The sequence below is a fragment of the Liquorilactobacillus oeni DSM 19972 genome (assembly GCF_001436275.1).
Lineage (GTDB): Bacteria > Bacillota > Bacilli > Lactobacillales > Lactobacillaceae > Liquorilactobacillus > Liquorilactobacillus oeni.
Genome location: NZ_AZEH01000020.1, coordinates 193545 through 215925 on the forward strand (window position 1 = coordinate 193545; position 22381 = coordinate 215925).

Annotated in this window: 21 protein-coding genes; 4 read left to right on the top strand and 17 right to left on the bottom strand. The window is 38.9% G+C overall.

The features are described 5' to 3' along the window. The 6 genes from FD46_RS01925 to mnmE form a co-directional block, all read right to left on the bottom strand. Window positions 1–1335, bottom strand: coding sequence for a 2-oxo acid dehydrogenase subunit E2 (locus tag FD46_RS01925; RefSeq protein ID WP_057895500.1), 1335 nt, complete (start codon window positions 1333–1335; stop codon window positions 1–3). An 11-nt stretch (window positions 1336–1346) separates the two neighbouring features. Further along, on the bottom strand, window positions 1347–2324 hold the full coding sequence (locus FD46_RS01930) for an alpha-ketoacid dehydrogenase subunit beta (protein ID WP_057895501.1): 978 nt from the start codon (window positions 2322–2324) through the stop codon (window positions 1347–1349). Window positions 2325–2326: 2 nt separating this feature from the next. Continuing rightward, entirely contained in the window at window positions 2327–3427 is a 1101-nt protein-coding gene (gene pdhA / locus FD46_RS01935; protein ID WP_057895502.1) for a pyruvate dehydrogenase (acetyl-transferring) E1 component subunit alpha, read from the bottom strand. A gap of 316 nt (window positions 3428–3743) precedes the next feature. Further along, window positions 3744–3911 (bottom strand): hypothetical protein, encoded by a 168-nt coding sequence (locus tag FD46_RS10500; protein ID WP_235805527.1) that lies wholly within the window; start codon window positions 3909–3911, stop codon window positions 3744–3746. 448 nt (window positions 3912–4359) lie between these two features. Further along, window positions 4360–6279 carry a tRNA uridine-5-carboxymethylaminomethyl(34) synthesis enzyme MnmG gene (mnmG, locus tag FD46_RS01945; protein WP_057895504.1) on the bottom strand — a complete coding sequence of 640 codons (1920 nt, stop codon included), beginning with the start codon at window positions 6277–6279 and terminating at the stop codon, window positions 4360–4362. Between the two features lie 18 nt (window positions 6280–6297). Next, window positions 6298–7689, bottom strand: coding sequence for a tRNA uridine-5-carboxymethylaminomethyl(34) synthesis GTPase MnmE (gene mnmE / locus FD46_RS01950; protein ID WP_057895505.1), 1392 nt, complete (start codon window positions 7687–7689; stop codon window positions 6298–6300). 631 nt (window positions 7690–8320) lie between these two features. Between mnmE and FD46_RS01955 the strand changes: the two genes are divergently transcribed. Genes FD46_RS01955 through FD46_RS01965 form a run of 3 tightly spaced genes read left to right on the top strand, consistent with a single transcriptional unit; the run spans window position 8321 to window position 11474 of the window. Further along, complete coding sequence (locus FD46_RS01955) at window positions 8321–9367, top strand: branched-chain amino acid aminotransferase (RefSeq protein ID WP_057895506.1); 1047 nt, start codon at window positions 8321–8323, stop codon at window positions 9365–9367. 28 nt (window positions 9368–9395) lie between these two features. After that, entirely contained in the window at window positions 9396–10478 is a 1083-nt protein-coding gene (locus FD46_RS01960) for a PTS sugar transporter subunit IIC (RefSeq protein ID WP_057895507.1), read from the top strand. A gap of 54 nt (window positions 10479–10532) precedes the next feature. Continuing rightward, window positions 10533–11474 carry an L-lactate dehydrogenase gene (locus FD46_RS01965; protein ID WP_057895678.1) on the top strand — a complete coding sequence of 314 codons (942 nt, stop codon included), beginning with the start codon at window positions 10533–10535 and terminating at the stop codon, window positions 11472–11474. A gap of 285 nt (window positions 11475–11759) precedes the next feature. Here the strand turns inward: FD46_RS01965 and FD46_RS01970 are convergent, their stop codons facing one another. From FD46_RS01970 to FD46_RS02020, 11 genes are all read right to left on the bottom strand, one after another. Further along, window positions 11760–12104 carry a helix-turn-helix transcriptional regulator gene (locus FD46_RS01970; protein WP_057895508.1) on the bottom strand — a complete coding sequence of 115 codons (345 nt, stop codon included), beginning with the start codon at window positions 12102–12104 and terminating at the stop codon, window positions 11760–11762. Between the two features lie 349 nt (window positions 12105–12453). Beyond that, on the bottom strand, window positions 12454–13596 hold the full coding sequence (locus FD46_RS01975) for an NRAMP family divalent metal transporter (RefSeq protein ID WP_420805337.1): 1143 nt from the start codon (window positions 13594–13596) through the stop codon (window positions 12454–12456). A 127-nt stretch (window positions 13597–13723) separates the two neighbouring features. Continuing rightward, window positions 13724–14473, bottom strand: a complete 750-nt coding sequence (locus FD46_RS01980) for a LamB/YcsF family protein (protein WP_057895510.1) — start codon at window positions 14471–14473, stop codon at window positions 13724–13726. 11 nt (window positions 14474–14484) lie between these two features. Next, window positions 14485–15279 carry a putative hydro-lyase gene (locus FD46_RS01985; RefSeq protein ID WP_169790350.1) on the bottom strand — a complete coding sequence of 265 codons (795 nt, stop codon included), beginning with the start codon at window positions 15277–15279 and terminating at the stop codon, window positions 14485–14487. 12 nt (window positions 15280–15291) lie between these two features. After that, window positions 15292–16611, bottom strand: coding sequence for an acetyl-CoA carboxylase biotin carboxylase subunit (locus tag FD46_RS01990; protein ID WP_057895679.1), 1320 nt, complete (start codon window positions 16609–16611; stop codon window positions 15292–15294). A 13-nt stretch (window positions 16612–16624) separates the two neighbouring features. Continuing rightward, complete coding sequence (gene accB, locus FD46_RS01995) at window positions 16625–17056, bottom strand: acetyl-CoA carboxylase biotin carboxyl carrier protein (protein ID WP_057895512.1); 432 nt, start codon at window positions 17054–17056, stop codon at window positions 16625–16627. 18 nt (window positions 17057–17074) lie between these two features. After that, the gene (locus FD46_RS02000; RefSeq protein ID WP_057895513.1) at window positions 17075–18076 is read right to left on the bottom strand and encodes a 5-oxoprolinase subunit C family protein; all 1002 of its coding nucleotides are present in this window, start codon (window positions 18074–18076) and stop codon (window positions 17075–17077) included. Window positions 18077–18078: 2 nt separating this feature from the next. Next, the gene (gene pxpB / locus FD46_RS02005; protein ID WP_057895514.1) at window positions 18079–18813 is read right to left on the bottom strand and encodes a 5-oxoprolinase subunit PxpB; all 735 of its coding nucleotides are present in this window, start codon (window positions 18811–18813) and stop codon (window positions 18079–18081) included. A gap of 506 nt (window positions 18814–19319) precedes the next feature. After that, window positions 19320–19793, bottom strand: a complete 474-nt coding sequence (locus FD46_RS02010; RefSeq protein WP_057895515.1) for a universal stress protein — start codon at window positions 19791–19793, stop codon at window positions 19320–19322. 96 nt (window positions 19794–19889) lie between these two features. Next, the gene (locus FD46_RS02015) at window positions 19890–20669 is read right to left on the bottom strand and encodes a CPBP family intramembrane glutamic endopeptidase (protein ID WP_235805528.1); all 780 of its coding nucleotides are present in this window, start codon (window positions 20667–20669) and stop codon (window positions 19890–19892) included. A gap of 295 nt (window positions 20670–20964) precedes the next feature. Next, window positions 20965–21702 (bottom strand): deoxynucleoside kinase, encoded by a 738-nt coding sequence (locus FD46_RS02020; protein ID WP_057895517.1) that lies wholly within the window; start codon window positions 21700–21702, stop codon window positions 20965–20967. A 192-nt stretch (window positions 21703–21894) separates the two neighbouring features. On the opposite strand from FD46_RS02020, the gene FD46_RS02025 reads away from it, so the two are divergent. Beyond that, window positions 21895–22368, top strand: a complete 474-nt coding sequence (locus FD46_RS02025; protein WP_057895518.1) for a nucleoside 2-deoxyribosyltransferase — start codon at window positions 21895–21897, stop codon at window positions 22366–22368. The last annotated feature ends 13 nt before the right edge of the window (window positions 22369–22381 follow it).

A 22381-nucleotide genomic window follows, 5' to 3' on the forward strand; every position in this document is an offset into this window, starting at 1 on the left:
TCATCCTTCCATTAATAAGAGTTCAGGGTCGCTTAACAGCTCACTCAACCGATTCAGTGCCTTTTGTGCAGTTGCTCCATCAATTACACGATGATCAAACGAAAGTGATAACTTCAGAACACGGGCAACCTTAACCTGATCTTCTTCCACTACGGCTTCTTTTGTAATCCTACCAAGACCAAGAATTGCTACTTCTGGCAAGTTCACTATTGGAGTAAAGAAACCGCCGCCAATTGAACCGATATTAGTGATTGACATTCCAGTGTACTTCATATCCTCACTGCTGAGTTTTGCGTCTTTTGCTTTTTTAGTATTTTCACTAATTTGACGGGCAATCACAAAGATGCTCTTTTGGTCGGCATTTTTGACATTCGGAACAAACAGCCCCCTGTCAGTGTCAGTAGCTACCCCTACATTAATATAGTCACGGTAAACAATTCCTTGATTCTCCATATCAACTTTAGAATTAAAGATTGGAAATTCTCTCATCACACATGCCAATGCTTTAACTACATAAGCTAAAAAAGTCAGTTTAATCTCTCTTTGTGCAGCAACTTCCTTATATTTCTTACGGTGATCCCATAACTTGTCAACAATCACGTCATCAAAAACAGTTACAGAAGGAATATTAGCATTGCTGTTTGCCATGGCCTTTGCAGTTGCTTTACGGACTCCAGACATCTTTTCTCGTGTTTCAGACCATTGACTGCTACTTGGAGCTGCTTTCCCAGACTGCTCTTTCTCTTTTGATACTGCCTCTTCTTTTTGAGCAGCTTCTTGCGGTCCATTCTTAATAAATGCGTCCACGTCAGCCTTTGTCACATGCCCATGACTTCCGCTTCCTTTGACTTGCATCAAGTCAACATCTTGTTCACGAGCATAAACACGTACTGCAGGCATCGCCAATACTGGTAAAGTTCGCTCAGGAACAGCCGGAATTGAGCCGCTTGATGACGTACTTTGTTTTGACGAAACCTCCTTTGTTTCTTCCTGTTCTTTTGTTTCTTCGGATTTTGTGGTTTCTTGAGAATTCTCTGTTTCCTTTACAGCGGTTTCTTGCTGAACAGCGTTATCTTCTGTTTGGTTACCCTCTCCAGCCACTTCAAACTCAACTAGTGCCTGGCCGACTTCTGCTGTTTCACCCTCTTCAACAAGAATATTTTTAACTTTACCGGAAACAGGAGAAGGAATTTCTTCAACTGACTTATCATTTTCAATCTCCAGCAGATCATCGTCTTCTTTTAATTCATCGCCTGGTTTAACGTACCATTGCGCAACTGTACCTTCTGAAATACCTTCGCCAATATCTGGCAGCTTAAACTGATACACGCCCATTTTTACGCCTCCTAATATTCCAAAACCTTATTTGCTTTTTCCAAAATATCTCCTTTATTAGGCAGCCAGTCACTTTCGGCTTCACTAAATGGATAAGGAGTATTCGGTGCTGTTACACGACCAATCGGTGCTTTTAAATAAAGGATACCGTCTTCCGCAAGCAAAGCCGCAACGTGTGCCCCAACTCCAGCTTGTTCTTGTGCTTCTTGTACAATAACTACACGTCCAGTCTTTTTGACAGATTTCAAAATTGTTTCTTCATCAAGCGGAGAAACCGTTCGTAAGTCTATCACTTCTGCGTCAATATTTTGTTTTGCCAATTCTTCACTTGCTTTAAGGCTCTCTTGTACCATCGCACCATATGCAATCAGTGTAATATCTTTACCTTCTTTGACAACATTGGCCTTATCTAGTGGTACTGTATACGCTTCATCAGGTACATCCGCTTTAAATGAACGATATAGTTTCATGTGTTCTAAGAAAACAACCGGATCATCTGCGCGAATTGCTGAAATCAAAAGCCCTTTTGCATCGTAAGGATTGCTTGGGATAACTACACGCAATCCCGGAATCTGCGCCATCAAGCCCTCCAGACTGTCTGCATGCAGTTCTGGTGTATGAACTCCACCGCCAAAAGGAGCCCGAATGGTTATAGGTACTTTTCGTGTACCGCCTAACCTGAATCTGATCCGTGATAGCTGTCCAGCTATTTGGTCCATTGTCTCGAATACAAAACCGAAAAATTGGATCTCAGGAACGGGCCGAAAACCCTGCAATGCAAGCCCTGTAGATAACCCGATAATTCCTGATTCAGCAAGCGGCGTGTCAAAAACACGCTTTTCACCATGCTTTTTTTGCAGATCCTCTGTTGCGCGGAATACACCACCGTTTTTACCCACATCTTCACCAAAAACCAGTACTTTTTCGTCGCGGGTAAGTTCTTCATCCATCGCATCCGTAATGGCTTTAATCATTGTCTTTTTCGTCATGACTACTTGCCCTCCTTTGCTTCAAAACGTTCAATCTCCTGTTTGGTACCTGCTGGAGTTTCACTGAAAGTATTCTTTAAATATTCGCTAATTTTTTGTTTTGGCATGTTTTCAACTTTATCAATTGCTTCTTTTATCTGTGCTTGAACCTCTGTTACATAATTGTCTTCCTTTTCTTGGGTCCAGATCCCCTTATTTTCAAGATACTTGCGCATTCTTACAAGCGGATCTTTTTTACGCCATAGATCATCAGTCTCCTTCGTCCGGTAACGTTTTGGATCGTCCCCAGATAAAGTATGTGGTCCATACCGATATGTCAATGTCTCAATTAAGACCGGTCCATTGCCTTCAAGCACATATTCACGAACCTCTTTTGTGACTTCATAAACGGCTAATGCATCCATTCCATCAACCTGAACCCCTGGAATACCAGCTGCAACTGCTTTTTGCGCCAATGTATTTGCAGCAGTTTGTTCGCTGCGCGGAACAGAAATAGCATAGCCGTTATTTTGGACAATGAAAATTGCGGGTGCTTTAAACGCCCCTGCAAAGTTAATTCCCTCATAAAAATCACCTTGAGAAGTTCCGCCATCACCGGTATAAGTGTAGGCAACATTTTTTTGCCCCTTGAGCTTAAAGCCTAGTGCAACTCCTGCGGCCTGCACATATTGCGCCCCAATAATGATTTGCGGTGGTAATGCTGGGAAATTATCAGGATATTTATTACCATCAACATGCCCACGAGACCACAAAAAAGCTTGATATAAAGGGAGTCCGTGCAATACAAGCTGTGGGACATCACGATATGCAGGCAAAATGAAGTCTTTCTTGTCCATTACAAAATTAGAGGCAATTTGACTAGCTTCTTCTCCTGCTGTCGGTGCGTAAAATCCAAGTCGTCCTTGTCGGTTTAATTTAGTAGAACGCTCGTCAAGAACACGGGACCAGACCATCTGTTTAAACAGTTTAAATAACTCTTCATCACTTAATTCCGGTTCCCAATTCTTTTTAAGCAATTTTCCATCCTCAGACAAAATCTTGACTGTCTTAAATTCATCACCAATTTTTTTCAATTTTTCAAAATCAATAATTTTTTCGGACATTTCGTGGGCCTCCTTGTTAAACTTAACTTTTGTTATTCTCTAGGCTAACAGTATCTGATAATCAATATGCCATAATTTTTCCCCTCTTGCTAACAATACGTATTTGTAAAACGCTTACAATATGATTTTAACGCCTTTTTGTTAAAAATTAAACATTGTTAACTTCTTAATTTGTGGACTTGTTAAGAATAAGTCATTTAAAATTCGGACAAACAGTTAAATGTTACTATAAATTAATTCATTATAGCCCGATTGTGAAATAGTGAGCATTAATTTACACCACTAGTGATAATTAACTGGAAATTATGCTAAAATTCTAATATATTGAGTATTTTATGCTGTCGGTATTTTTTGCTGCTTTTAAAACAGCCATCATTTTTAGGAGGTTACCATTGAGAAAAATATGGCTCCACGCCGCACTGCTTCTCACCATTTTTAGCACTTTTTTTATACCGCTTTTGTTTTTGACAATTTGGTCTTTCATAGCCCAAAATTATTTATTGATCATTATTATGGTCCTGATTGTTTTTGTTTACCTTAATATAGAATCCGTTTTATTAGTGCTGGTTTTATTTAAGAGGAAAAAAGCAAGGGAAAAAAACGAAGATGACAAACCATAATACTGGTTTATCTGTTGCAATACACAGCTTTTACCTCGATTTTTGCTTTAAAAAACCGTACAAAAATGGGACTGAGCCAAAAGTTAATTTTTGACTTAGTCCCTGTTTTAACCTGAAATATGCAAATTAATGTATTTCAATAGTTAGTCTTTTCCGTTTGACCATGAATTACTCATAGTCAAATTCAGACTAGATCCGTAACTCACAGTTAGTTGATGCTCAAAATCTAACGACTATTAGCACACTCCTCATAACCTTACTGAAACAATGTACTTCAGCAACTTATGTTTAAAACTGAAGCTCAAAGGTTCCTTAAGCTCCCTTTTTCTTTAATTTAGCAATTTTCCCTTGTTCAATATATATCGCTAAAATAGAGATATCAGCAGGATTAACTCCGCTGATTCTGCTAGCTTGAGCCAAAGTTTCAGGTTGAATCTTTTGCAGCTTTTGCCGAGCTTCGGTTGCCAAACCTTCAATTGCAGTATAATCAATCAACTCTGGAATTCTTTTTGCTTCCATCTTTTTAAGTTTCTCTACTTTTCTGTATGCTTTTTTAATATACCCGTCATATTTAAATTGAATTTCAATCTGCTCAATCTCGCGTTGCTTAAGCGGTGCTTCAGGTGCAGGGATAAACCTTAGCAAGTCCGCATAGCTTACTTCAGGCCGACGCAAAAATTCACTTGCAAGTACCCCGTCTTTCAATGGTGCCGCCCCTTTGGTTGCAAGAAAAGCATTCACCTGTTCGTTAGGTTTAATTCTTACCTCTTTAAGTCTCTTCATTTCGTCTTCGATTGCCTCTTTTTTACGATTAAAAGCAGCAAATCTTTCTTCTGAAATTAAACCCAGCTGATGTCCAAGTGCCGTCAAGCGCAAATCTGCATTATCGTGGCGCAGAATCAAGCGGTACTCAGCACGCGATGTCAACAAACGATACGGTTCATTAGTTCCTTTTGTAACAAGGTCATCAACCATCACGCCGATATATGCATCACTTCTTTTAAGTATAACTTGGTTTTTGCCTAAAGCCTTTAGTCCGGCATTGATACCTGCTAGAATGCCTTGCCCTGCAGCTTCTTCATACCCAGAAGTCCCGTTTGTCTGCCCAGCAGTATATAATCCCTTGATCAATTTAGTCTCCAATGTGGGCCGCAACTGATAAGGTGCAACAATATCATATTCAATTGCATAGCCGGGACGCATCATTTGAGCGTGTTCAAGTCCCTTGATCGAATGAATCAGTTTTTGCTGGATTTCTTCCGGCATTGAAGTCGATAATCCTTGCAGATAATATTCATCTGTATTTCGCCCTTCAGGTTCAATAAATAGCTGATGACGAGGTTTGTCAGCAAACCTGACAATCTTATCTTCAATGGACGGACAATAACGCGGCCCCACACCCTTAACTATCCCGGAAAACATAGGGGCTCTATCAAGGTTTTCTCTGATCAGTTTATGCGTTGTTTCATTAGTATATGTTAGCCAGCATGACAACTGCTCTTTAACACTTAAAAAGTCTTCATCGGATGATTCGAAACTGAAATGATTTGGCTGTGTATCGCCTGGCTGTTCCTCGGTATCAGTATAATCAATTGTGTTGCCATCAACTCGTGGCGGAGTTCCTGTTTTAAAACGGTGTAGTTCAAAGCCCAATTTTTCCAGATTGCCGGAAAGTTTTTTAGCAGGTTGTGTATTGTTGGGGCCTGAAGAATATGTCAACTCACCGATAATAATCTTACCACGTGCAGCTGTTCCCGTTGTCAGCACCACAGTTTTTGCACCATAACGTGCTCCCGTATTAGTAACAACACCTTTAATTGTACCGTCTTCAACAATTAAATCGTCAACAATCCCTTGGCGTAGTGTCAAATGCGGTTGTTTTTCAATAGTATGCTTCATTTCGATCGAATAAAGACGCTTATCAGCTTGAGCCCGCAAAGCACGTACAGCTGGTCCTTTACCTGTATTAAGCATTCTCATCTGCACATAGGTTTTATCTATGTTACGGCCCATTTCACCGCCTAAAGCGTCTACTTCACGCACCACAATTCCCTTAGCTGGTCCGCCAATCGATGGGTTGCAAGGCATAAACGCAACCATTTCTAGATTAATAGTCATTAAAAGTGTGTCGTTGCCCATTCGAGCAGCTGCAAGCGCAGCTTCACAGCCGGCATGCCCTGCACCGACAACGATTACATCATAATCTTTGCTAGTATATTGCTTTACTTCCATTTTAATCTCCTGTTATTCTTACTTTCCTAAACAAAACTGGCTGAACAGCTGATTTAAAAGTTCATCTTGATAACTATCACCTGTAATTTCCCCTAAAAGGTCCCAACAACTTGTCATATCAATCTGAACCAAATCAACAGGCATATTGTCTTCAATACCCTTTAACACCGCGTCAAGAGCTTTTTCTGCCCTCTTTAAAAGAGCAATATGGCGTGTATTTGTAACCATTACCGTTGTCTGGCTGTTTTCAATACCGCCGAAGAAAAGTTTTGAAATCTTTGTTTCCAGCTCAGCAAGTCCTTTATTTTTCAATACAGACATTGTCAGCAATTCTTCATTAGATCCCAAAAGCTTCCTAAGCTCTTCCAAATCAATTTTTTGCTCAAGGTCTCCCTTGTTTAAAAGAACAAGCCTCTTCTTTTTTGCAGTTAATGCCAACAACTGCCGATCTTCAGTTGTTAAAGGTTCGCTGCTATTTAAAACCAGCATGACCAAGTCAGCCTGATCAATTGCTTTTTTTGAACGCTCGACCCCGATCTTTTCAACTTTGTCAGCAGTCTCACGAATACCGGCAGTATCTACCAATTTCAGAGGCACTCCTCTTACATTAACGTATTCCTCAATTACATCGCGGGTTGTTCCTGCAACATCTGTAACGATCGCCTTATCTTCATGCAAAAGATGATTCAACAGGCTCGACTTTCCAACGTTGGGCCGCCCGACAATAGCAGTAGCAAGCCCTTCACGTAAAACTTTGCCCTGTTTAGCCGTTTCAAGAAGCTGTTGAATACGCTGCTTAACTTCAAGTGCCTTTTCTTTAAGTAAACGAGTTGTCATTTCTTCAACATCGTCGTACTCTGGGTAATCAATATTAACTTCTACTTGAGCCAGTACACTTAAAATATCTTGGCGTAAATTTTTAATCAGATGCGCTAAATTACCATCGAGCTGTTTTAAAGCAACCTGCATAGAGCGGTCAGTCTTTGCCCGAATCAAATCCATGACAGCTTCTGCCTGTGACAAATCGATCCGTCCATGTAAAAATGCGCGTTTAGTAAACTCGCCCGGTTCTGCCAACCGAGTTCCATTGCTTAGTAAAAGCTGCAATATTCGATTTGTTGCAACTATTCCGCCGTGACAGTTAATTTCGACTACATCTTCACGAGTAAAAGTTTTAGGAGCCCTCATTACAGAAACCATTACTTCATCAATTTCTTGATGTGTTTGAGGATCAATAATATGACCATAATTAATAGTATGACTTGCAACATGGAGCAGGTTTTTACCTGAAAAGACTTTTTGTGTATCTTGAATCGCCTCTTCTCCGCTTAAGCGGACAATCGAGATTGCTCCTTCACCTGGCGGAGTCGAAATTGCAGCGATTGTGTCAAATTCTGTAGCAGTTTCCACCCTTTTAAGACCTCCTTTAAATAAAGACAATAAAAAAAGCGCCACTCCACGCGTTATACGTGGATAAAGCACTTTGACTACTTCATCAATTAAGATAAGAATGATTGTCTATAATATACTTTTTATTCAAAAAAAAGTCAATCACAGCTCGCTTGGAAATGTTTTTTTAATTATTCCATCATAATTTTTAGGAGTCATATCAACATAAAAACTATGTTTTATTAACTATTTATCCAGAAAATAAAATAAAAATTACATTATTATTAAAATAATGCTTGCTTTTTTAATGTGAGTAGTTATAATAAAAATATCAATTACGAAACAACTTTAAAATCGAAGGGAGTTGAGAAACATGTCATACACTAGTATGAGTACCATGAGCTGCAATAACAGCTCTAATACAGCAATCCAATACCTAGTGAGCCTAGTCATTATTAACACACACGATGTGTTTCTCAATGTCTTGGCTGATTAGAGTATAAGGACATTAAAAACCATCGTGCTAAGGGTAACTTAGGCGGTGGATTTTTTTTACGTACCCATCGCTAGAATATTATGCGATGGGTACTTTTTTATTATCTTTTAACTCAATTCCTGTTGCTTCGCAATTTAATTTAGAGGAGGAATCATTATGACATTGACATCAGACCCTAAAGCAAAAAAGCCACAAGAATTAGACTGGAACAACCTTGGCTTTACCTACATGAATTTACCATACAGATATCGCGCATATTGGCGGGATGGCGAGTGGCGCGATACAGGATTAACAGAAGATGCAAATGTTACCATCAGTGAAGGATCTACAAGTCTGCATTATGGTCAAGAAGTTTTCGAAGGTTTGAAGGCTTATCGTTGTAAAGATGGCAGCATTAACCTTTTCCGTCCTGATCAAAATGCTAAGCGAATGCAGAAAAGCTGCGAGCGCTTAATGATGCCAAAAGTCCCTGTTGAAATGTTTATCAACGCTCTCAAACAAGTTGTCAAAGCCAATGAAGATTATGTTCCTCCATATGGTACAGGTGCAACTCTTTACCTCCGTCCTTACTTGATTGGCGTTGGCGGCAATATTGGTGTTCACCCAGCAGAAGAATATATATTTTCAATTTTTGCAATGCCTGTTGGAAGTTACTTCAAAGGCGGCTTGACTCCTACGAACTTTGTTGCATCTGAATATGACAGAGCTGCACACAAAGGAACAGGTGCAAGCAAAGTTGGCGGAAATTATGCAGCCAGCCTCTTCCCTGGACAACTTGCACATGATGCAGGCTTTTCAGATTGTATCTATCTTGACCCGATTGAACACAAGAAGATCGAGGAAGTTGGTTCCGCAAACTTCTTTGGAATTACTAAAGAAGGTAAATTTGTCACACCAAAATCCCCATCTATTTTACCAAGTGTTACAAAGTACTCGTTATTATATCTTGCTGAGCATCACTTTGGCATGGAAACCGAACAAGGAGACATCTATATTGATCAATTGGATCATTTTGCTGAAGCCGGCGCTTGTGGAACCGCTGCTGTAATCTCACCTATTGGCGGTTTCAAATACGGCGATAATTTCCACGTCTTTTATAGTGAAACAGAAGTTGGCCCTGTAACACGCAAACTTTATGATGAATTAACCGGGATCCAGTTTGGCGACCGCAAGGCACCGCAAGGCTGGGTTGAAAAAGTTTAATACTAATCTTTAAAAAGGAGTTATTATAATGGAAAATACAAATACCGCTGAGAAAACGTCCGTAAAAGAATACGCCTATCGTGTTAGTGCCGCAGTTGCCAACGCTATCTTGGTTACTTTAGGAATTGGTTTGTTGCTTCAGACCATTGCATCTTTTATTCATTGGAATGCCCTTTATCAAGTTGGAGTAATTGCTAATGATCTCCTTGCCCCAGCTTTAGGTGTTGCTATTGCTTCACAGCTTGGAACCAATTCACTGGTCATGTTCAGTGCTATGATCTCTTCTACTATAGGGGCAAACGCGGTACATTTTACAAACAGTGCTGTCAATGGAACTACCGCAACCGGTGCAAGTCTTATGCAGGCAGCAGGGAGCGCCACTTTTGCAACTGGACAACCGATTAGTGCTGTTTTAGCAGGTTTAATTGCTGCTTTAGTAGGTAAATATCTTACAGGAAAAACACCGCTTGATATGATGCTCGTTCCTTTTACCGCTACTCTCGTCGGTGGTATTGCCGGCTTAGGTCTGGCAGCCGTTACTACCCCCTTCTTGCTGAATGTCAGTGCATTTATCGCACAAACAATGCAGGTAAATCCGCTGGTAGGTTCAATTTCAATTTCTGCAATCTGGGCTCTTTTCTTAATGACACCTGCGTCTTCTGCAGCACTCGCAATTGCTTTAACGCTTGATCCAATTTCTTCAGCTGCAGCTTTAATAGGTACAACCTCACAATTTGTAGCCTTTACTGCAATGTCATTCAAACAAAACAATGCAGGGGCCAACATTGCTCAAGGAGTTATGACACCTAAAGTTCAATTTCCTAACCTCTTGATCAATCCTTACTTGTTAGTTCCATCAATGCTTTCCGCTGTTGTTTGTGCACCGATTGCAACTATCATGTTCGGCTTCCGTTCAACCTACAAACTTGCTGGTTTAGGGCTTAATTCCTTCATTGCTCCACTGGCCTATGTTGCACAAGGATGGGGCCCATTCGATGTATACATGTTCACTGGGGTATTCTTGCCTGCAGTAATCTCATTAGTTGCATATAGCATGATGAAAAAAGCTGGCTTTATTAAAGATAATCAGCTTCACTTAGAGATCGTTTAATTAAAGATATGAATATGTAAATCATTGGAGAACAGAAAGGAATATAAAGATAACATAGGAAGAAAATATGCAGTTATTGGTGTTGGTCATGTCGGCTCTACAATTGCTTTTGCTTTAGTAACTAAAGGCGATGCAGACGAGCTGGTTCTAATTGATACGAATGAAAAGAAGGCTCGTGCCGAGCAGCTTGATCTTCAAGATGCAACAGCGCGATTAGAAACTAGGCCTAAAATTAAAATTCAAGATTACAGTGAACTCGCGGATACTGATATTCTATTTGTCACAGCAGGAAATATCCATGCTTTAGATCATGCGAGTGGTAATCGGTGGGCAGAATTTGAATATACACGTGAAATCGTCAAAGATATTGCACCAAAGATCAAAGAAAGCGGTTTTCATGGTGTTTTAATAGACACCATGAATCCTTGTGATGCTATTTCTCAATATTTGCAAAAAGAGATCGGATTACCGGGTTCACAGGTTCTGGGAACAGGAACATTTCTTGATACAGCTAGAATGCAACGTGTCGTCGCAGAAAATTTTGCTGTGGATCCTAAAAACGTTAGCGGCTTTGTCTATGGTGAACATGGTGAATCACAGTTTGTTGCATGGTCGACTGTTAAAGTAAATGGACTCGATGTAAAGCCTCTCGCTGCTCAAAAGCATTTGGATCTTGACAAACTGGAAGATCAAGCTCGTTCTGGTGGATGGGCAATCCATTCCGGAAAAGGTTATACCAGTTTCGCAATTGCAACCTGTGCAATCAAACTCAGCCGTGCTGTTTTTGACGATGCACAGCTGATGTGCCCTTGTTCAACATACAATGAAAAGTATGATTCTTACGTCGGCCAACCGGGAATCATCGGCAAAAATGGGGTTGAAGAAGTGGTCGCCATTCCTCTATTGCCCGAAGAAGAGGTAAAATTAGCCAACTCTGCTGCTACTATTAAAGAAAAATTCAAAACGATGGAAGTAGTTGAACAAGTTACTAACTAAATAGGTAATCAAAAAGGGCTCATGCCGATAGTCGTTAGACCTTGAGCATTAACTGCGAATTACGAACACAGTCTGAATTTGATTATGAGTATTTCATGATTAAAAGGAAAAGACTGACTATTGAAACACGATTAATGGGTATATTCAGCTTAAAACAAAGGGGATTGGATCAAAAGTTAACTTTTGATCCAATCCCCTTTGTTGTTTTTTGCTGCATGCGCTCATTAAAGGATACTCAAGATGCTTAACAAATATATAGTGAAAAACATACCTCTTATATTCTCCTTAATTTCCCCAAATAGTACTAATGACTCGCCCAATTATCCAAACAACTGCTATTACCATCATCCAACCAGTACTGCGCATAAATTCCCATGCTCCTGTTCTAGGATGTTGATGGCTTTTATCGATAATTATTTTCTGTTTCAAGCCATCATCGTTCTTAATCAGACTATCTAAACTCACATTAAACAATTCGCTGATTTGTATTAAACGGTCAATATCTGGGTAAGCCGTTCCCGTTTCCCATTTCGAAACAGCCTGACGATTTACATTTAAAGTGTTAGCTAATTTTTCCTGGGTCATTTCACGTTTCTCGCGTTCTTCTTTGATTAGATTTCCTAAAATCATCCTATGCACCCCCTTGTTCTATCTATTATTCTATCCACCCTTATTATGGCTGAAAACACCATAAAAAGCACGTTATTGATCAGTGCATAAGTATATAATTGCAAACTACACCCGCTGCCATGAATTTTCAATCAGGTTGGCTCAAATAGACCGTTACAATTTACTTGCCATAGTTTTCTCAAATGCAAACAAAAAAGAAAGTGTGCCGATAGTCATTAGGCTTTGAGCATTAACTGCAAAAGAATACACATAAAGACTGAGCCAAAACATAACTTTTGACTCAGCCTCTTTAGAATTAAATTATTTAAATAAATTTAAATGTAAAAACACACTGCACTAATTTAATTAGTCAAAATAAATTAATAAATGTTTCGATGCTTGCAAAAGCCATAAAAGCAACCACTAACCATCCTAAATAAATTAAAGTTTTAGGATGCTTATAATCACCAACAATCTTTCTTTTAACAGCAGCAGCCAACAAAATTGCGAGCGCAATTGGTAATACAAAACCATTTAACGCCCCTACAACAACTAGGACCTTGGCTGGACTACCAATTGAATAAAAAATTACCGTAGAAATCACAATAAACGCGACAATCAGCCAACTACGATATTTAAGATATTTATTCTGTCCTTTCGTACTAATAGCATAATCTAAAAATGACGTCGAAGTGAAAGTTGAGCCTAAAGTAGAGGTCATCCCTGCAGCAAAGAGTAAAATACCAAAGAATTTATAACCAAAATTTCCCGCAGCATACTTGAAAATTGAAGCAGCTGGATTTGTCGGGTCAAGCTTGTATCCCGTAGTAACAACTGCTAAGCCCGCCAAAAATAGCATTATTCGAATTAATGAAGCGATCCCGATCCCAGTCAAAGAGCCTTCATTAATATACTTTATATTTTCTTTTCCTTTCAAGCCGCCTTCAATCAAACGATGGCCGCCAGAAAAGGAAATATAACCGCCAACAGTTCCCCCGACAATAGTAACAATTGAATAAAAATTAATTTGCGTTGGCATAAATGAATGGATAACTGCTGTCTGATAAGGTACTGCCATCACAGAAATAATGTAGACCAAAATTGCCACTTTCACGACGGCTAAGATCTGCACTGTACGATCCATAACTGTAAGAGCATTTTTTACCACAAGCACTATAATCGCCAAAGCTGCAGCAATCACTGCACCATTTTCAGGTGAAATACCAAATAAGACGTTTAATCCTAATCCAGCACCACCAACGTTGCCAATATTAAAAAATAATCCTCCTAGCGCAACTAGAAATGATAAAACATAGCCTAATCCCGGAAATACTTCATTGGCGATTACCTGAGCTCGTTTGCCGCTCACCACTATAATGCGCCAAATGTTCATTTGCACGATAATATCAACAACAATACAAATCAAAATAGCAAACCCAAAATTTGCACCCATTTGTCCAGTAAATGTTGCTGTTTGTGTCAGAAAACCGGGGCCTACAGCAGCCATTGCCATGAGAAAAGCAGCCCCCATTGCTATACTTCTTTTAGAATGCTTCTTACCATTTATATCTGTCGAAGCAACCGTGTCTGCTGTATCTTTAGTATTTTTAGTTGTCATAGGAGCCAACATCCTTCCTTGATTAAAATGGTTTTAAACCTATACCAGCTGTTTTTAATGTTGTAGATAATCTTCTTACGATAGCTAAAGCTTCTTCATTATCACCATGGACACAAATTGTATCCGTTATTAGAGAAACTCGGCTGCCATCAATAGCCGTTACAGCTTGGTCTTTGATCATGTTCAACGTGCGTTTGGCAATTTTTTCTGGATCTGTGATCACGGCATTGGGTTGGCTTCTTGGGACTAAGCTCCCATCAGGCAAGTAATTACGATCTCCATATACCTCTTGTGCGTATGGCAACCCCACCTCTTTTGCAGCTGTGATTAGTTCACTGTGTGCCAGCCCATAAAGCGGCAAGTTGGAATCGACTTTTTGGATTCCCCGGCAAACAGCAACGGCCAGTTCATGATTCCTAGCAGCTGCATTGTACAAAGCACCATGAGGTTTTACGTGATGCAAACGATGATTTTTTGTAAATCCTTGAAGTGCCCCTACTTGATAAGAAATTAAGTGTTGAACCTCTTCAGCTGGAATATCGATAAAACGTCGTCCAAAATCTTGTAAATCATGAAACCCGGGATGAGCCCCAATGCCTATTTCAGCGGCTTCTGCTTCTGCGACAGTTTTTGCCATTACATCCGGATCACCTGCATGAAAACCACAAGCAATATTAACTGAAGTGACGGTCTTTATGACCTGCTCATCTTTGCCAATCCTATAACGGCCAAAGCTTTCTCCCAAATCACTATTCAAATCTACTGTGACCATTGTTCAACCTCCTAATCGTATTTCAAAGCTGTATTTTTAATATCTGTTACTAACATATGACCAGGATCATGGGTAATGACAAAGTCGGGTTTAGAAGCCATAATTACATTTTGTGGAGTAACACCACAAGGCCAAAAAACCGGAACTTCACCCTCGTTTATAGTGACAGGATCCCCATAATCCGGTTTAAAAACATCTTTGATTCCAATCTGCTCCGGATTACCAATCTGAATAGGCGCCCCATGAACTCTTGGCATGTCGGCAGTTACTTTTACCGCCTTCACTACTTGATTTTCTGGAATTGGCCGCATACTAACAACCATTTTCCCGTGAAAATGCCCAGCGGATTGCAAAGGAATATCAGTATCAAACATCGGTACATTGACACCCTGCGTAATATTGCGAACTTCAATGCCAGCTGCAAGCAGCTCCGATTCAAAAGAGAAACTGCAGCCAATCAGAAAACTGACCAGATCATCTCGCCAAAAAGGAGCGACACTTGTTACTTCCTGTTGCAAAATTCCCTTTTTATAGATTCGATATCTGGGAAAATCATTTGCTAAATCAATGTCTTTAGCAAATTGATGTAGTTGACGGCTCCCAACATCGCTGACCTCTAACACTGGACAGGGCTTGGGATTACGCTGTGTAAATAAAAGAAAGTCATAGGCTAGGCTTTTGGGCAAAACTACAAGATTTGCTTGGGTATATCCAGGAGCTAACCCGCTTGTCGGTTTAGTATAAGTACCCTTGCGAATCAAATGACGCAATTCAACTGGAGATAACGTGTTAATTTGTTCTATCATAAATATCTCCTCCTATTTTGCATGGGTAAGTAAATCAATCCAATTGACATCTGTAGTATTTTTAATAAAATCGGGTTCCTGTAATAACTGCATCAGAAAATCCAAGTTTGTTCGAATTCCCTCAACAACGGTTTGTTCAATCGCTATTTGCATTTGTCGGATAGTTGTCTGGCGATCAGGACCATATGCAATAATTTTAGCGATCATTGCATCATAATTAGGAGGAACTTTGTATCCTTGATATAAAGCCCTATCTGTCCGAATTCCATGTCCACTGGGTAATAATAAATGTTTAATTTGTCCTGCTGTTTTTGCAGTTACTCGACATTCAAGCGCAAAACCGCGAGCAGATACTACTTCTTTGAAATTTGTTAATGGTTCCCCCCTCGCAATTCGTAATTGTAACGCAACAATATCAGTTTGAGTTGTTAGTTCTGTTACAGGATGTTCAACTTGTATGCGAGTATTCATCTCCATAAAATAAAATTTACCGGGAGCATCATACAAGAATTCAATCGTCCCAGCCCCTTCATATTGAATTTGCTTAGCTGCTCTAATACAGACTCGAAACATTTCATCTTGTGTTGCTTTATCAACAATGACAGCAGGAGCTTCCTCAATCACTTTTTGATGATTCTGCTGTAAAGTGCAATCTCTATTGCCTAATATCACAACATGTCCTTGCTGGTCCGCGACAAGTTGAACTTCCACATGGCGGGGATGCTCTAAATATTTTTCTTCGTACATATGGGTATCATTGAAAGCACTTTGAGCTTCTTTTTGCGCAATACTAAATTTTTGTTTAAATTCCATTTCGGAATGAATTACCCGCATGCCCTTACCGCCACCACCAGCACTAGCTTTCAGCATCACTGGATATCCAATCTTTTTGGCAATAGCTAATCCTGAATCAACATCAATAAAATCTCTTGGGCTGCCAGGCACGATTGGAACACCGGCAGTTTCCATCGTTTCCCGTGCGTTTGCCTTCTCACCCATGAGAGCAATGACCTTAGAGCTGGGTCCGATAAACTTAATATTTTGCTGTTCACACAAGTGCGCAAAATCAGCATTTTCTGACAAAAAACCATATCCAGGATGGATTGCATCTGCATTAGTAATTTCAGCAGCAGCAAGCAGATTCTGTTGATTAAGGTAACTTTGGTTAGAATCAGGCCCCCCTATGCAAACTGATTCGTCGGCTAACTGAACATGAAGTGCCTCCTTATCAGCGGTTGAATATACTGCAACACACTTCAATTTCAACAAATGGCAGGCTTGAATAATACGGACAGCAATTTCACCCCGATTTGCGATCAATACCTTTTTCAAGTTATTCACCCCATCAATCTTTAAGTTGAAAAAGCGGTTGGTCAAACTCAACAGCTGTTCCGTCTGCAACAAGTACTTTTTCAACTATTCCATCTTTTTTTGCTTTAACTTCATTCATCATTTTCATTGCTTCAATGATGCCGACAGTCTGCCCGGTTTTTACTTTTTCACCAGGCTGTACAAAGGGTGATTTTCCAGGCGCTTCAGCCGTATAAAATGTTCCTACAAGAGGAGCACTGATCACCTCCTGATCCTTTTTTTCTTTGACAGCCGTTAAATCATTATGTGGACTTGCGGATGTAGAGGCAGCAGATGACACTATATTTTTTCCGGTAAAGATTTTATTTTCCAAAATGATCTCACTTTCACCATCTTTTACCTTTAAACGTGTTAACTTTGAATTTCCAAATAATTTGATTATGGATTCAATTTTCTTTAGTTCCAAAATATCATACCTCAATTCTTAAAATAATTTCCCAATTTTCAACGCTGCTTTACGTGCTGGCCCAATTGGTTCCATGTACCTTTTTTGTTGCCAGAGCTTTCGTAGATCTTGAATTTTTTTAATTTGCTGTTTAAGTTCTTTTACAGCCGTTTCAATGTCTGTTAATACAAAGTTGAAGGCCATTTGGTTAGAGAATTGAATTAATTTTCCTAAATCTGCCGCGATCACAGTAGCAATCACTGGGTATCCTCCTGTGGTTTGCCGATCTGCTAATAAAACAATAGGTGACCCATCACGCGTGATCTGAACATTTCCTAAAACAGTTCCTTCAGATAACATATTGGACTGTGAAACTTCAATTGCTTTGCCGCGTAAACGATACCCCATCCGATCTGCCTGATTAGAAATGTGATAAGTTTGTACCATAAATTTATGCTGGGCTTGTTCGCTGAATAAATTCCATTGTGGTCCCTTAACGAAACGAATTTGAGTAGTATTGTTCGTTTCTACAGAAACTTTTCGAGATGCTAAACTGGGCATCGTATAAACATCACATGTTGGTAAAAGATCACCTTCCTCTAGCGTACGTCCCTTAAAACCGCCCAATTCAATTCTTAAAGTGGTGCTTTTACTGCCTAAAACTTCAGGTACCTGAATTCCTCCGCCGGCAACGGCTAGATATCCAAAACGTCCATGCTTTAAATTCCCAATCTTTAAGACATCACCGCTATGAACAGGAACAGCTTGATTCATTGGAACTATATGAGAGTTAAGTTGCGGCTGAACAGTACCGCCAGTCAAAGCAATAAAAGTCTGCATAGTGAATTTTAACGTTGGCCCCATTAAACAATATTCGATAGTCGCAGCATTTTCTTCATTATTTACCAATGCGTTCGCCAAACAATGGGCTTGGTGATCAATTGCTCCAGATGAAGGGAAACCGGCACTTTGATACTTTATTCTACCTATATCCTGAATCGTAGTAGCTAACCCCGAGGCAACAACTTCTATTCCTCGCATGCTTATTCCCCCACTTCTGAAATTTTAATCTGATATTCGCCCGATGAATCTCTATCTTGGATCGCTTTAAACTCATTGATAGTGATTGCTTTAAAGCGAATAAAATCACCGCTCTGGTAACGAATCTTAGGATGTTTAGCATCATACAATTTTAGTGGCGTCTGCCCGATCAACCGCCAACCCCCTGGCGATTCAACAGGATACATTCCAGTCTGAGCACCTGCAATTCCGACACTTCCTGCTGGAATTTTTGTCCTAGGCCTATCTAAACGCGGCATAGCAATTTGGGAAGGAACTGTGCCCATATAGGCAAATCCAGGTAAGAAACCAATCATATAAACAAAGTATTCCACTTGTGTATGTATTTTAATCAGCTCTTTCACGGAAAGCTTGCCGAATGCAGCAACATCTTGAATATCTGGACCCAGCGTTTCGTCATAGCAAACTGGAATTTCCAAAATTCGTTTATGGAAGCTTTGAATTTGAAAGGATTTTTTTTCTAAAATATTTTTAATTAATTTAAAAATTTTATTGTAGTCATAAATTCTAATATCAAAGCTGATCGTCAGAGTATGATATCCTGGAATACTAGCTAAAATTCCTGGATCATTTCGAGCGAGAATCAATTGGTTCAGATGTTGAATATAAAGATTTTCTTTAATATTTATCTGGTTTGGAAAAACAACATTTACTGTTTGTTCGCCAACCGTAATAATACTGTAGGAATATTTTTGCATAAGCTCACCTTGCTTTATGAGTTTTGGATTAGAGCCAGGGTAGCATTTTTTAATTTTTATGTAAAGCTAGTTTTCGCTTTCATTATGATTACTAACAATTTATGTTATATTAACTAACATAAAAAACGTAATTAATTTATAAAATAAAAACTTTATAAAATTTATTAAATACTTTCACAGATTTTAATCTGCTCCATTAGTTAGGAATCTCATATTTTCGTTTCACATTTTTTCTTCAATTTGAAGCCTGCGATTCAGCTATTATTTCTAAGAAGAAATTGCAAAAAAATAGACACTAAAAAATGTGTCAAAAGTCATTATACTTTGGGCATTAACTGCAAATTGCGAGCATAATAATCCGGATTTAGCTAAGAACAATTCATGGTTAAGTGAAGAAACTGACCGTTGAAACATGTTAGTACGCATACTGCAGATTAAAAATAAGGGGTTAAATCAAAAGTTTGACTTAACCCCTCGTTATTATATTTTTATTTTATTGTTAAAAATCATTCTTTTTTCTGAAAATTTGTTCTAGCCATTAAAACATCACAATCTGCATTACGAATTATATATGAAGCTACTGATCCCACAACTAAACGCTCAATAAAGTTCTTACCAGTTGACCCGACTATTATCAAGTCATTTTGATACTCTTTTTGGAAATCAAGGATTACAACTTTAGGATTTCCAAAGCGCAGATGGACATTAATTTTATCACTGTCAATTTCATTATTTTTAAGCAGACGTTCTTTCAACTTCAACAGATAGTCCTCGTTTGCCTGTTCAATCTTGTAGATCCGTTCACCATCAAGTGCAATTCCTGCACCCCCATATTCTAAAGAATTCAAATCTAAAACTCTTAGAATATCCAACTTCACTCCTTGATTATGTTTTACGGACTCAATTGCCCTTTTTAAAGCAACCTCCGCTCCGTTAGAACCGTCGATTGCCACCAGAATTTGAGTATATTTATGAGCCATTTTATCCACCGCCTTAAGATTGTAACTCCTCTTCTATGCTTATAATAGCGCTCTCAAAGAAAAACTACAAGCAATGTAATACCTCTGCTGCAGCGGTCAGACCCGGGTAAGCCCCAAACAAGCCAACCCCAAAACCAAGACAGTAATAACAAGCAGATACTTATTTAAGAACGCAGCTTTTAAATATGGCAATTCGCTACGCTTACTATTCCACCATGCGAAAATTTTTTCTCGCTTTCGTAATAATAAATATAGACCAACCAAACCGCCAATAAAAATAATCATACTGCTGGCTTTTTCTACTTGTTGCGGCATAAAGCGGCGTAAAAAGAAGGTCAGAAAATCACCCAAAATAAAATTATTAAAAATATGCAGGCTGATTGACCATTTAATTCCATAGGTGATTGCTACATAGCCAAGTACCAGTCCCACCATAAAGGCAAACGGAGACTGAATAAAATTACTATGATATAAGCCGAACATATATGCGGAAATAGTAATAGCCAATGCAGAACCATATTTTTCCAAGCTACGTAATAAATAACCGCGAAAAATAATTTCTTCAGTCACAGGACCCAAAAAACCAGCATACAAGAGCATTGAGATAGTTTGGCTAGAATGTGTCGCTGCTTCGAGCTGCTGCATAGCACTTATTCCAAAAAGGTTAACGAATTTTTCAAACACCAAACTGTAAACACTTGCAACGACTTGAATAGCCATCATTATCGTAACAAGGCTAAAAAATATTCTGCCCGACATGGCTCTTCTTCCAGTAACAAAGCAGCGCTTTCGCAAACGTGGTGAAGAAACTGCTATGATCACTAGCAACCCCATTCCAACTGCCCAAAAATAAGGTATTCCGCTTTTTTCAATCATACTAGGAGAAAGTTTTTGTAAAAATGAACCACTTTGTGTAAATAAAAGTAAAATAGAAGAAACCAATGCAACAACCTGAAAAACTATAAAATAGACGGCTGTGACTAATAAAACCTTCCCAATACTTTTTTGAAATTGTTTTTTTTCAATCTTATTAATAACAAACTGCTCCTCTCAAAAGCCTTTGGACATAAAGTCAGCTTATTTTACATAAGTATACTGTTTCTCAATCATACTTGTAAATGAGTTTACTAAATAAAAAAGACCGCCAAAATGGCGGAAAATCTTTTTTGTATCATTTAAAAAGGATATGATGCTTTTCTTTAAGCTTTTCAATCTTGGAATCTGGTATTTTTTTAAGTAAAAGCAACTTGTTTTCGATCACTTCAAGTACCTTGACTCTATCCGCCATATTACCCACAAAATCATACTGATCACCATTAAGAATCAATAGTGGCGAAACAGTGTAGCTATTCATCCAGTCGTCATAATATTTAAGAAGCCTCTTGTAATAATTGATGAGCGAAGGATCATTTTCAATGAGTTCATATTTACGGCCGCGTTTTGTGATTCGTTTAATCATTGTCTCATACGACACTTTAATTGTAATCATCAAGTCAGGAGATTTCTTCTTTGCAGCATATGGCAATTCTTCCATCATGTTGTTCAGCAGGCTTTTATATATTTGATACTCAACTTCTGTAGCGTTGCCCATCTCTGTATTCATCTTCATGAATAATTCATCTTCATAAATTGAACGATCCAAAATGTTATTGTCATCTTGCATCGCTTCTTTAATCATCTTAAAACGACGATTCAAAAAATAGGTTTGCAATAAGTAAGCATAAGGATTAGTAGCTTCTTTATCCCCTACGGCACGTTTTTTCGCAGCAATTTCATTTCCCTTATAAAAAAGAGGCAATACTGGGTTATCTTCTACTGGTTCAAAAAAGGCTTGAGTCCCCAACTCCCTAGCCAGAATTCCCGTCAGGCTGGACTTGCCGGACCCAATAATGCCAGATAATGTAATCAAAATGTTTGATACACCCTTTCTAGTACTTTCTTTTTAAAATCTCAGTTTCTAAGCGGTCATCACAATAAGGACCAATTACCATCATACTCGGACTTCAGTTAAAAATAAAGGATTGCTTTTACACAATAGGATGTACTAAAATTAAACTCAACCACTGTATATTGTAGTTAAAATAAAAGCGAGGTTATAAAAGTGAATAAAGTCTATCTTGCAGCACCTTTTTTTAGCGAACATCAAGATCAGCGAATTCAGGCTGTCAAAAAGGCTCTTGAACAGAATTCGACAATTGACAACCACAATATCTTTTTACCACAGGAACATCAATTCGAAGACGAAAAATTCGGCAGCCGTGCTTGGCAGCAATACGTCTTTGCATCAGATATGCGCCAAGTCCACCGTGCTGATCTTCTTATTGCGATTCTTGATTATAAGTTGGAAGATGGCAACAATGAAAGCGACTCGGGAACTATGTTTGAAATCGGAGCGGCTTTCGAGGATAACACGCCAATTGCAATCGTTCAATTTGATTCAGAAAAAGAAGTAAATTTGATGATCGCACAGAGTTTAACAGCATATTTTGATGCTAGTAAAGATGGGCTTAGAGAGCTTGCCGAATATGATTTCAATAACTTGAAATCAAAACCAACACACCGAAAAGTATTCTAATATTGAACGTGCA